The organism is Acinetobacter sp. V89_4 (assembly GCF_029967875.1).
In the GTDB taxonomy this organism is placed as follows: domain Bacteria; phylum Pseudomonadota; class Gammaproteobacteria; order Pseudomonadales; family Moraxellaceae; genus Acinetobacter; species Acinetobacter oleivorans.
Window position 1 is genome coordinate 21585 of sequence record NZ_JASCAI010000005.1, and the last position, 12133, is coordinate 33717.

Sequence of the window (12133 nt, forward strand, 5' to 3'; positions counted from 1 at the left end):
TGCATATCTCCTTATTTTTGTTTTTTAGTAAAACCTAAAATATCTAACGGGAACGATAAACCAAGTGAAATATCCGGTGCATCTTCGGTTAAACCAATACCTACCGTACCATTAACAATTGTTTCAGGTGAAACACGCACACCTAAAGCAAAAGACAACATTGCACTACTTTGGTCTGGAGACGTATATGAGTCTCCATTGTCAAACTGGAATTCAGCATTCATATTGAAGCTTTGCTGATATGACATCGTTAGAGATACATCGTAGTTAAATGAGTAAGCAAAACCGAAAGAAAAACCACCACTGATTCCAGGGTCAAATGAGGTTAATGTACGTGTACCACGGGCTTGATTTAACCCAGACTCTTTAAAACCATAGTTAGCAGATGCGGAAGCAAATAAAACAACTGGATCAATATATTTACGAGTACTGGCGCCTACACCAGCTGAGTAGTAACCTTTACCTGTTGATAGCTCATCTAAACCAATTTCATATGGGCTATCCCCTGTCTTAGAAGATAAACTACCAAAAAGTACCAATGGTAATCGGCCTTGTTTTAATGGGAAGGGTTCCCAGCGAGCGCCAAGAGAAATGTCCCCCAACCCTGCAGTAGTCGTATCGCGAATAATTTCAGACTTTGCAACAAAAGGAAGCGTTGCTGATAAAGTTAAGTTGTCCAAAACTCCATACTGGACCGTAAAACTATTTGTCAAAGTATGGTTAGCATCTTCTTCGACACGTAAACGGTTAAGTTGAGATGAATTATCTGATAAAGCTAAGTCAATTCGTGTATCGCGATAATAAGTGTAATCAAGATCGTAATAAGAGGAGATGACGCCTTTTTTAATTAACGAATATTGTCGCTCATTTGAAGTAAATACTTCTTGTAAGTTCGTCTCTTGACTTGCATCACCTTCTTTTTTCTGTAATGCAGTGGCAGCTTGATGTGCACCACCCTCATTCGCGGGTACTGGGCTATTATCCGTTGCAGATGTATCAGACGACTGTACTGTGCTTTCTGCTATAGCTGTATTCGAATTTGTTGTATCTACAGGTGTAGAACTTCCTGTGCTACCTGTATTTACATCTTGGCTCGATCCACCTACTTGTCCTTGTTGTACTTGATCCTCAGCATAAATTGTCCCTGCAATGGCACTCATACTTAAGGCCAATACACTCATCTTTATCCATCGATTATTCATGTTTTTTCCCACCCAATTTATTTATTTTACTAAATTAAAATTTGACTATTTACGTTTGTAATAAAGACGCATATAGGTTTCTATTGGTAGTCCATAGGTTGCAGAGTGATTATCGTTATCTAACACGCGTCTCATGGTTGAGGCTTTATTTGCTAAACGATCATAATTAAATGTCGGATATTGCACGTCAACAAAAGCATATCTGTTAACGGTTGCATCCTCTACATGACGCATATCTGCATCTTTTAAAGCCAATAGATCTTTACGCTGAGATTCGGGGACTGAAATAACGAATAAAGTATTATTATCCCAAATTTCTTTAAAACGATTTTCATCGAAGCTGATATTGCCTAATGCGGGATCAGCCACATAGACTCGCCCGTCTTTATAGGCTTTATATACAACAAAATGTTTAAACCCAGCATAAGAAATAGGAACAATTGCAGGTTGTCCAAGTTTTACTAAATCAGAGAACTCACCACGATAACCACCGCTCTCTAAACCGATTGCTGTGACAAAACGTTTCATATCGAGTAATGAGAAGCTTCGACGCTCAATAATGCGTTGATATTCGCCATACTGTAATAGGCCACTCATCGTCTGTTGTTCAGTCAAACTGGTTCCAACATACCCATTTAATAAGGTTGTAAGAGCAGCGGAACCACAACTATAGTCATAGGCCTGTCGAACAATTCCACGGAACTGATCTTCTACAGCAGGCTTGATCTTGACGGGTTCAATGTGATTTCGATGAAATGATAAATTACGTGAATCGGCAGTCTCTGTATAATAAACAGTTCCCGGCGGCTTTTTTTCTATTTCGAAGGCTTCTGTCGCAAAGTAATACATCAATGCTGAGCCTAAAACTATCTCTAACATAAGCACTTGGTCTAAATGGTGGCCTAACCGGCCTTATTCATTTTATTCTTAGAGCAATAGCTCTACATCCCTGTGTGTTGAAGATACCTTTTTTTTTTGTAAAAAACAGCTTTTTTTTAATCTTTTTGATGAATGCATAGTTCTACTTTAATTAAAGTGTTAATTAACTCTCATTCTTAAACATTAGTACGTTTAATATATTTAGTACACATATAACAATATTATTAATTCTTATGAAAAATTTAATTAAACCCCCAATAAAAAAGCGCGTATAAAACGCGCTTTTTTATTTTAAAATTTTTAAATTAGTGACCAGAGATTGTAATTGTAGAAGTACCTACATTTAAACCTTGGATTTCTAAATCACCAATTGATGCATTACCCGCAGCGCCAAGGTGAACACCTTGCGCATACACATTCATGCCTTGAGCACTATTATTTTGGATTTTTAAGCCAGTTGGTACAACTGAAATATTCGCATTCACGTCTAAATCACCAGTAGTATTACCAGCACCACGCACCATTACTTTATCTAGGACAATTTTACCGCCACCAGCAGCATCATTAATACCAAAGTTAGATAGCGTTAAACCACCTTTTAAACTTGAATTTACTTTGATCATTGCACCTTGTGGAGTAGAACCTAACTGAACATTCGCTGAAATTTGACCTAGAGATAAATCTAAACCAGAGATAATTTCAGTTGGAGCTGTTTCTGTAATACCACGTACAGCAGTTGTTTGGTTTAAAGTACCCGAAGTACCAACACCAATTGAACCCACATGAATATCAACAGCACCTACTGTCGCAGCAACGTTTAAGAAAGCACCATTTGAGCCCGAAGCACCATTTGTATCAATTGCTAAATCTAAAAGATTACCTGTACCTTTTTGAGTTACCGTAACACCGCTAATTGCGATTGCACCTGCAGTACCTGATGCACCAGTAATACCTGTTGATGATGCCAAACCATCATTATCGTGTAGATATAATTTATCGATAGAAACACCGCCAGAACCTAAAGCAATACCGATATTAATACCATCTTGACCTGTAGCAGCGCTTAGTGCAGCATCGTCCATTGACTGCATTGCCATTGCATTTGCACTGATAGCTAAAGAAGAAACTAAAGCAAGTTTAGTGAACATTTTCATTGAGCACTCTCCCAAGAGCATTTATTTTTTGACTTTAACCACTCTCATTGTCTCAAGTTGCATTTTTCTTTATATAGCAACCGAAACTTCCAATCCTTGAGTAGTTTTGCTTAGCAATTACTAAATTACATCTACGTTACTTTTTGTTCAACTAGTGTTGTGCATTTTTTGCCAACTACCCGACAAACGGTACGCTCAATTTATTTCGCTTTTAACGTCTAATGCCAACGCTAATCCCAATCTAAAATTCGACTATTTTTTCAACGAAAAGTACCTCTCTTCTAAGTCTTCTCCCGGATGATCCGCAAGTTGTAGTAAACTAATATTTCCCTCATTAACTATTCTGTTATTTAAAAATGTCTCAGTTAAAGAAAAAAATCTCATTACATGGTTATAGTACTGCCGAGATTTTAAAAAATTTACAAGGATTAACTGGGCTCATTTATTTAAATGACAATAACAATCCTGTTATTGGCTTTCTCCCTCAACAATACATTCTTATTCAGAATGAAAATAATCTAACATTTCAACGTCAGAACTTTAATGAATATAAGAAAGTATTAAAATCAAATCAATTATTAGACTTTATTCAACTAAAAGAAAAAGACTTAAAAGAAAATAAAAAAATTAAAACGATAACAAGTTTTAATGGTGGCTATATTGGTTTTATTAGTTATGATTTTGCTGCACATCAATTTATTAATACTCAGTCTCATCTACAGCCATCTTTGTTCTTAGGCCAATATCGTTCTTTTTTAAAATATATAGATAATGTTTGGTATTTTTTTAGTGATGAGGAAAATGCATTAGACCTATTTAAATATATTAAAAAGAAGTTAGAGATTCCTAATTCAAATAAATCTAAAAATATATTTGAATTAAAAACTACTATTCAGCCAAGATGGTCTAAAGAACAATATTTCGAGGCTTTTAACAAAATACAAGAATACATTAAAGCTGGGGATTGTTATCAAATTAATTTAACCCAAGAATTTAAAGCTGATTTCAAAGGGTCTTTATTAAATAAAGCTGAAGATTTATGGAGCCTTACTAATGCACCATATGCAGGTTATTTAAAATTAGATCAATTTGAATTATTAAGTTGTTCTCCTGAACTCTTCATTGAATTCAATCAAAATAAACAAATTAAGACCCGACCTATTAAGGGAACCATGCCTCGATATGAAGATATCGAAAAAGATTTTATTTCAAAACAAACTTTAAAAAACTCGCAAAAAGATCAGGCCGAGAATGTCATGATTGTTGATTTATTACGTAATGATTTGAGCATTTATGCCAATACAGGGTCCGTAAAAACAACACAATTATTCGAGATTGAAAGTTTTAATCAAGTTCATCATATGGTCAGTGAAATTGTTGCCACGCTTAAAGATGATATTAATCCAATGCAAATGTTGCTCTCTGCTTTACCGGGGGGATCAATTACAGGAGCCCCAAAAATTCGGGCGATGCAAATTATTGAAGAGCTAGAAGAAGAAGCAAGAGGTGCTTATTGCGGGACATTAGGTTACTTCAATTTTGATGGAACGGGTCGCTGGAATATTCTTATCCGTAGCTTTCAACAATATCAAAATCAGCTCTCGTTGTGGGCTGGCGGTGGTATTACGATTGCCTCAAATGCAGAAGCAGAATATCAAGAAAGCCTTGATAAAATATCTGCCATGCTGAACTTGATGAACAGCACAGCAGACTAAAACTTAAAGAATATCTTGTTTTAACGTTTGCACTAAACGCATATTCTGCTCATCAGTACCCACTGTAATACGCAAAAATTGATTAATACGAGGCTTATTAAAATAACGCACAATAATACCTTGTTCACGTAATTGCTGTGCAAGTTTGCCTGCATCATGGACTGAGTGTGAAGCAAAAATAAAGTTCGCTTTAGAAGGTAAAACTTTAAAGCCCAAAGCAGTTAAGTCATCTACTAGTTTTTCGCGACTAGAAATAACTTTCTGACAGTGTTCTTCAAAATAAGCCTGATCTTCAAAAGAAGCTACAGCGGCTGCAATTGCAAAACGGTCAATAGGATATGAGTTAAAACTATTTTTGACAGCTTCAAGCGCTGCAATTAAATGTGGCTGAGCGATTGCAAAACCAACGCGCAAACCAGCTAATGAACGAGATTTTGACGTTGTTTGACAAACAACTAGATTCTCATAGCGATTTACAAGACCAACTGCGGATTCTGCTCCAAAATCAACATAAGCCTCATCGATCACTACCACCCGATCTGGATTTGCTTTTAAGATTTGCTCGATATCTGGCAAACCCATTGCAATACTGGTTGGTGCATTAGGGTTTGTAATAACAATCCCACCATTTGGTTGTATATAGTCCTTAGCTTCTATCTCGAAATTCTCATTGAGTAGAATTTCTTTAGTTTTTGTTCCAAAGAACTGACTATAAACTGGATAAAAACTATAAGTAATATCTGGATAAAGAATCGGTTCATCTTGAAGAAAAAATGCTTTAAAAATATGAGCAAGTACTTCATCTGAGCCATTACCAACGAAAACTTGAGACACCTCAATATTCTGTTGTTTAGCAATTGCTTGCTTTAAAACTGTTGCATCTGGATCTGGATATAAACGCAAAGCATCAGCTTGCTGAGTTAAAACTGCTTGAACTGCGTCAACTACTTTTGGAGATGGAGGATATGGATTTTCATTCGTATTAAGTTTCAATAAATTCTGAATTTTAGGCTGCTCACCCGGAACATAAGGCTCTAATTCACGAACTTCTGGACTCCAAAAGCGCATTTGTGCTGTAGATAAAGTCATGGTCTTATCTCAAAAAAGGGCTGAAAATCAGCCCTGAGTAATAATTAAAAAACTACAAGGTTTATATAAGCTTATTGATAACGATAGCGAGCTGAGCGTGCATGGGCATCTAAGTTCTCTTGGACAGCTAATATGTCGGCAGTTTTAGCTAACGTTTTAACTCCATCTTTCGAACACATAATCAAGCTCGAACGTTTTTGGAAATCATACACGCCTAACGGAGAAGAAAAACGAGCAGTTCCAGATGTCGGCAATACATGGTTTGGACCGGCACAATAGTCACCGATTGCTTCAGGTGTATAACGTCCCATGAAAATTGCTCCAGCATGACGAATCTCTTCACTCATTGCTTCTGCATCATCTAAGCACAGCTCCAAATGCTCTGGTGCAACCTGATTAATCAACTCAATTGCTTCTGCACGGTCTTTGACTAATACCAAAGCACCACGGTTTTCAATTGAAGTTCGAGCGATATCTGCCTTTGGCAATTCATTTAAATGCTTTTCAATTGCCAACTCGACTGCATTAAGCAAAGCTTCATCTGGAGTTATAAAAATAGCTTGAGCCACTGTGTCATGTTCAGCTTGTGATAAAACATCCATAGCCAACCAATCAGCATTATTCTCACCTTCTGCATATACCAAAATTTCAGAAGGCCCAGCAATCATATCAATGCCGACTTGACCAAATACAGCACGTTTAGCAGCTGCTACAAAACGATTCCCTGGACCGGTAATTTTATCTACAGGTGGAATTGTCTGAGTACCATAAGCCAAAGCTGCTACAGCTTGCGCCCCACCAATGGTAAATACTCGGCTAACTCCCGCAAGATAAGCTGCGGCAAGAACCAATGGATTTAACTCACCATTTGGTGCTGGAACAACCATAATAATTTCAGGTACACCCGCAACATGAGCAGGTACAGCATTCATTAGAACTGAAGATGGATAAGAGGCTAAACCACCTGGCACATAAATACCAACACGGTCTAAAGGCGTAACTTTTTGCCCTAATGTATTGCCCAAGTCATCTATATAAGTCCAGCTATTTTGTTTCTGAGCTTCATGAAATGTACGAATGCGCTTTGCTGCCAATTCTAGAGCATCACGAATTTCTGGGCTTAAATTATCAAAAGCAGTTTTAAGTTGTTCTTGAGATAATTCTAAATCTGAAAATTGATGCGCAGGATGTCGATCGAACTGTTGAGTAAGCTTTAAAACATGATCATCACCATGCTGACGAACATCAGCAATAATTTGATCTACTGTTTGCACTAAATTAAGATCATTCACGGTTTCAAATGCCAATAGCTCAGCAAAAACCTGTTTGAAGTTTTGATCTTGAGTCGATAAACGTCGCATCAATTTACCCACAAGGCGAAAAAGAAAAAGTAAGTTTACCCTTTTTCTATGCGCTTGTGGGCATCATCTAGCGTAACTATCGCAAAAGCATGATGGGAAATTGCTTTTAACGCGATTGAACAGCTTGCTCAAGCTGTGAAATGATTGGATTTAACAAAGTTTGTTTACGTTTAAAACTGGCTTTATTTACAATTAATCGAGAAGACACTTTACAAATCTCTTCTAATGGCTCAAGACCATTTGCTCTTAAAGTATTACCAGTATCGACCACATCCACAATGTAATCACCTAAACCAACCAAAGGTGCTAACTCCATAGAACCATAGAGCTTAATAACATCAACCTGCTCACCTAAGCTTGCATAGTATTGACGTGTAAGATTGACATATTTCGTGGCAATTTTTAAACGACCCTTTGGATGCTCCATACCTACTTTACCAGCAGTCATTAACTTACATTTAGCAATTTGCAGGTCAAGCAGCTCATATACATGCTGAGCACCATGTTCCATCAACACATCTTTACCCGCCACTCCGATATCTGCTGCACCATTTTCAACATAGGTTGGTACATCAGATGCACGTAAAATTAAAATACGTACTTGCTTATGCGTAGTTGGGAAAATTAGTTTACGAGACTTTTCCGGATCTTCGAGTAAATTAATACCCGCTGTAGCCAATAAAGGTAACGTCTCTTTTAAAATACGCCCTTTACTCAATGCCAAGGTCAAACCATGATCAAAATTACCCATCACATCAAAATTAGGATCATCGTTTCTTACATCATTCATTAACTTACTCGCTTAATTTGGGCACCTAAACCTTGAAGCTTCTCTTCGACATGCTCATAACCACGGTCAATATGGTAGATACGATCAATTAACGTATCTCCTTCTGCAACTAAAGCAGCTAGGACCAAAGAGAATGAAGCACGTAAATCTGTTGCCATAACAGGTGCTGCCTGTAAGGTTTCAACTCCGGTTACAACTGCATCGTGACCTTCTACCTGAATATTAGCGCCCATTCGTGACAATTCAGGAACATGCATAAAACGATTTTCAAAGATCGTCTCAGAGATTGTTGCGAATCCACGACCAATCACATTTACTGCCATCAATTGTGCCTGCATATCAGTTGGGAATTCTGGATGTGGCAAAGTTCTAAAACTTACAGCTTTAGGGCGTTTACCCATCATATCAAGTTCTATCCAGTCATCACCACGAGTGACTTCAGCACCCATTTCTTCAAACTTATCCAAAACAGACTCAAGTAATGCAGGGTCAGTATGTGTAGTTTTGACACGACCACCCGTAATTGCAGCAGCTGCTAAATATGAACCTGTTTCAATACGATCAGCAACAACAGCATATTCACAGCCATGCAAACTTTCTACGCCTGTTACAACAAGAGTATCTGTATCAAGACCTTCAATCTTGGCGCCCATTTTAATTAACATTTGAGCAAGATCAGTAATTTCAGGTTCACGTGCTGCATTACGAATAGTCGTAACGCCATCTGCTAATGCTGCTGCCATCAAGATGTTTTCGGTACCACCAACAGTCACCATATCAAAAACAACTTCACCACCTTTTAAGCGACCATCAACTGAAGCATGGACATAACCATTTTCGACTTCAATATGCGCACCCAAAGCTTCCAAAGCTTTTAAATGTTGGTCCACAGGTCTTGAACCAATCGCACAACCACCAGGTAAAGAAACTTTAGCATTACCATAACGTGCTAATAATGGTCCTAAAACCAAAATTGAGGCACGCATTGTTTTTACCAGCTCATAAGGTGCAAACTGATTATCTAAAGTAGAGGTATCTGCTTTTACTGTGTCATTTTCATAGCCAATTGTTACCCCTAATCCACCAATTAGCTTTACCAAAGTATTAACATCTTTAAGATTTGGAACATTGGTTATTGTAATTGGAGAATCTGCAAGAATAGTTGCAGCAAGTAATGGCAAAGCAGCATTTTTAGCACCAGAAATGCGCACTTCGCCCTCGAGCTTAACACCACCCGTAATTAAAAATTTATCCATTAATATTTAAGCTCCGAAAAGGCTTGCTTTACGCCATTCATCTTTGGTCATTGCACGAATTGTTACCGCGTGAACTTCCCCACTTGCAATATAAGTATTTAATGGTGCATAAACTAATTGTTGACGAGCCACTGTACGCTTACCTTCAAATTGATCATCCACAATACGGAGGTCAAATTTTCCAGCCTGTCCGCTCACCGCTACTTCCGCTACAGGGAAAGCTTCTTTTAAAATTTGAGTGAGCTGTTCACTATTCATTGCAAAGACCTCTGACACAACCTAAGGGGTAAAACGGAGTATTTTACTATAACTTTTTCCAAGAATTCAGTACGTGTTTATATTTTATCAATAAAAAAGAGGCTATCTTTCAAGCCTCTCTTAAATTAATAAAACTTATTAAACAGAAACAGTAACTTGCGAATAAGTACATTGCATTTTTCGATATCTTAATAATTGTCTTTTTAATTTTTCTGTCAATTTTTTAATTGAAGTATACATATCATCAGCGGTTGCCTGAGCAAACAACTCAATCCCCGGCAATCTTACAATAGCCTCTGCAACATGATTTGAACTGCCCTTATGAGAGCGCTTATCAATTTGATGATCTTTGGTTAATTTAATCTGCATACTATTCACCTGGTCTAGATGTTTCGTCAATTGATTAAACTTTGATTTAATATTTTCTTCTATAGCTGGTGTAATTGCTAAATGATGTCCACGAATCGTTATTTGCATAATTCTATCCCTCACCTTTTTTAGGTTATTTAAAGAAGAACTAAAACGATTTAATGCTATCAAAAAATATTAGGACAATTAAATCATCTTAGCGGCTCCTCTTGGTGAAATTAAAATTTCATTATTTCGTCATAATGAATCTCTAGAATAGCCATACATCAAAATTCAGATCAAGACTTTTCTTTCAGACGATGAAGGAATATGTAACGATTCACGATATTTTGCGACTGTCCTTCTTGCTACTTCAATTCCCTCATCTTTCAATAATGTAGCAATTACATTATCTGACAAAGGTTTACGCGGGTTTTCACTTGCCACGAGTTTTTTAATCATTGCACGAATTGCAGTAGAAGAAGCCTCTCCACCAGCAGTTGTACCTACATGGCTAGAGAAAAAATATTTCAACTCAAAAAGGCCACGTGGGGTAAGCATATACTTATTTGTTGTTACACGAGAAACTGTAGATTCATGCAATTCTACTTCTTCAGCAACATCTCGAAGCACCAATGGCTTCATTGCTTCTGCACCGATCTCCAAAAAAGCTTTCTGATGTTCCACAATACATGATGCTACTTTTAATAGTGTTTTATGTCTTTCATCAATGCTTTTAATAAAGTTTTTCGCCTCAAGCATTTGATTACGCAAATATAAATTATCTTCACTCTGGTCTGCTCTACGAATCATACTGGAGTAAAAAGAGTTAATTCTTAATTTAGGTAATACATCTGGGTTTAGTTGAACCTGCCAATGTAAATCTTTTTTGGAAACCACTACATCTGGGATTTGATAATCTGACTCTTGTTTATCAAAATCCATACCAGGATAAGGTTTCAATGTTTTTAAGAGATTGATTGCAAACTTTAATTGGTCTTTTGTTAAACCCGTTTGTTTGAGTAGTTTATTTAAATCATTTGCTATCAAAAGCTCATAATATTGCAATAAGCTTTTTGCTTCGTTTAAATATTCAACATCTTTCGGTAGAAATTCGAGCTGTATTTTTAAACATTCCGCTAAATTACGTGAACCGATCCCTAGTGGATCAAGTCTTTGAATATGCTTTAAGACAACTAGAACCTCATCTTCTTCAATGTCTTCTTCGATATCCATCTCATTCAATAATTGTTGAGCTGCTAAAATTATTTCTTCTATTTCAGCATCTAAGAAACCTTTATCATCTAATGCATCAACAATACAGTAAGCAATTAATTGATCTATTTTAGAAAAATGCAAAAGATTAACTTGTTCTAAAATATGTTCCTTTAGAGATAATTGAACTTGACGATTATCCTCTCTCTCTTCAAATTCTGGAGTAGCCAATGCTGTTGATTGATGAGTATAAATATCATCCCAATCAGTATCGACTGGTAAATCATCAGGCAAATGGTTTGCATTTAATTCAGTTGTTAAATCATCTGAGTCTTTGCTTTCTAATACAGATAGGCTTTCTGTTAATGATTCTTCTTCTATTTTTTCAAGTAAAGGATTACTATCTAGTTGAATTTGAATTTCTTGTTCAAGCTCTAAGCTAGAAAGCTGTAACAAACGAATCGCCTGTTGCAATTGAGGTGTCAACGATAAAGAATTCGCAACTTTCAACCCAACAGATAATTTCATATTTTAGATTCCATTAAACAAGCAAAAATCATGCCTACTTAATATTTATAACATATAGTTTCTATTTATCATATATATTGGCGTGAAATTTCCATAAGAAAAAGTGGATCTTTTAATGAAAAATTTTTCTCCATAACTAATTAAGATGTCGGTTTAGAAGCCCATTTCTAGCTTAGAACCGGTTCGAAATTTCCTTCATATATAAAAAAAGGACTCATATAGAGTCCTTTTTTATTGTCTTACTGCATCTAAATTAAACAATTAATTTAATTCACGCATAAAGAAACACCCCGGTTTCTTTCGAGACCGGGGTGTTAGAATAATGAGCTGGCGATGAC

At 36.6% G+C, this 12133-nt stretch carries 11 protein-coding genes; 1 reads left to right on the forward strand and 10 read right to left on the reverse strand.

The genetic code is table 11. The annotated features are described in order from the left end of the window. Nucleotides 1-11: 11 nt before the first annotated feature. The 3 genes from QLG01_RS02605 to QLG01_RS02615 form a co-directional block, all read right to left on the reverse strand. Nucleotides 12-1202 carry a hypothetical protein gene (locus QLG01_RS02605; RefSeq protein ID WP_225623462.1) on the reverse strand — a complete coding sequence of 397 codons (1191 nt, stop codon included), beginning with the start codon at nt 1200-1202 and terminating at the stop codon, nt 12-14. A gap of 45 nt (nt 1203-1247) precedes the next feature. Continuing rightward, complete coding sequence (locus QLG01_RS02610; protein ID WP_045437505.1) at nt 1248-2081, reverse strand: C39 family peptidase; 834 nt, start codon at nt 2079-2081, stop codon at nt 1248-1250. 305 nt (nt 2082-2386) lie between these two features. Then, nucleotides 2387-3235: a DUF6160 family protein gene (locus QLG01_RS02615; protein ID WP_282495763.1), complete on the reverse strand. Its 849-nt coding sequence runs from the start codon at nt 3233-3235 to the stop codon at nt 2387-2389. 356 nt (nt 3236-3591) lie between these two features. On the opposite strand from QLG01_RS02615, the gene QLG01_RS02620 reads away from it, so the two are divergent. Continuing rightward, complete coding sequence (locus QLG01_RS02620; RefSeq protein ID WP_282495764.1) at nt 3592-4950, forward strand: anthranilate synthase component I family protein; 1359 nt, start codon at nt 3592-3594, stop codon at nt 4948-4950. A 3-nt stretch (nt 4951-4953) separates the two neighbouring features. On the opposite strand, the gene hisC is transcribed toward QLG01_RS02620, so the two are convergent. The 7 genes from hisC to QLG01_RS02655 form a co-directional block, all read right to left on the reverse strand. After that, the gene (gene hisC, locus QLG01_RS02625) at nt 4954-6039 is read right to left on the reverse strand and encodes a histidinol-phosphate transaminase (protein WP_282495765.1); all 1086 of its coding nucleotides are present in this window, start codon (nt 6037-6039) and stop codon (nt 4954-4956) included. 71 nt (nt 6040-6110) lie between these two features. Then, the gene (gene hisD / locus QLG01_RS02630) at nt 6111-7400 is read right to left on the reverse strand and encodes a histidinol dehydrogenase (protein WP_282495766.1); all 1290 of its coding nucleotides are present in this window, start codon (nt 7398-7400) and stop codon (nt 6111-6113) included. 106 nt (nt 7401-7506) lie between these two features. After that, complete coding sequence (hisG, locus tag QLG01_RS02635; RefSeq protein WP_003655841.1) at nt 7507-8190, reverse strand: ATP phosphoribosyltransferase; 684 nt, start codon at nt 8188-8190, stop codon at nt 7507-7509. Beyond that, complete coding sequence (gene murA / locus QLG01_RS02640; RefSeq protein WP_049838343.1) at nt 8190-9446, reverse strand: UDP-N-acetylglucosamine 1-carboxyvinyltransferase; 1257 nt, start codon at nt 9444-9446, stop codon at nt 8190-8192. The genes hisG and murA overlap by 1 nt, the downstream gene beginning before the upstream one ends. Before the next feature lie 6 nt (nt 9447-9452). Then, nucleotides 9453-9704 carry a BolA family iron metabolism protein IbaG gene (gene ibaG, locus QLG01_RS02645; RefSeq protein ID WP_004794487.1) on the reverse strand — a complete coding sequence of 84 codons (252 nt, stop codon included), beginning with the start codon at nt 9702-9704 and terminating at the stop codon, nt 9453-9455. Nucleotides 9705-9842: 138 nt separating this feature from the next. Further along, nucleotides 9843-10181: a ribosome-associated translation inhibitor RaiA gene (gene raiA / locus QLG01_RS02650; RefSeq protein ID WP_004641296.1), complete on the reverse strand. Its 339-nt coding sequence runs from the start codon at nt 10179-10181 to the stop codon at nt 9843-9845. A 165-nt stretch (nt 10182-10346) separates the two neighbouring features. After that, a complete protein-coding gene (locus QLG01_RS02655; RefSeq protein ID WP_282495767.1) occupies nt 10347-11795 on the reverse strand; it encodes an RNA polymerase factor sigma-54 in 1449 nt (482 codons plus the stop codon). Nucleotides 11796-12133 lie beyond the last annotated feature (338 nt).

Coding starts and splice junctions, on each gene's coding strand:
- raiA (WP_004641296.1), bottom strand. CDS start 10,181: ATGCAAATAACGATTCGTGGACATCATTTAGCAATTACACCAGCTATA.
- QLG01_RS02610 (WP_045437505.1), bottom strand. CDS start 2,081: ATGTTAGAGATAGTTTTAGGCTCAGCATTGATGTATTACTTTGCGACA.
- QLG01_RS02655 (WP_282495767.1), bottom strand. CDS start 11,795: ATGAAATTATCTGTTGGGTTGAAAGTTGCGAATTCTTTATCGTTGACA.
- ibaG (WP_004794487.1), bottom strand. CDS start 9,704: ATGAATAGTGAACAGCTCACTCAAATTTTAAAAGAAGCTTTCCCTGTA.
- QLG01_RS02605 (WP_225623462.1), bottom strand. CDS start 1,202: ATGAATAATCGATGGATAAAGATGAGTGTATTGGCCTTAAGTATGAGT.
- murA (WP_049838343.1), bottom strand. CDS start 9,446: ATGGATAAATTTTTAATTACGGGTGGTGTTAAGCTCGAGGGCGAAGTG.
- hisG (WP_003655841.1), bottom strand. CDS start 8,190: ATGAATGATGTAAGAAACGATGATCCTAATTTTGATGTGATGGGTAAT.
- QLG01_RS02620 (WP_282495764.1), top strand. CDS start 3,592: ATGTCTCAGTTAAAGAAAAAAATCTCATTACATGGTTATAGTACTGCC.
- hisC (WP_282495765.1), bottom strand. CDS start 6,039: ATGACTTTATCTACAGCACAAATGCGCTTTTGGAGTCCAGAAGTTCGT.
- QLG01_RS02615 (WP_282495763.1), bottom strand. CDS start 3,235: ATGAAAATGTTCACTAAACTTGCTTTAGTTTCTTCTTTAGCTATCAGT.
- hisD (WP_282495766.1), bottom strand. CDS start 7,400: ATGCGACGTTTATCGACTCAAGATCAAAACTTCAAACAGGTTTTTGCT.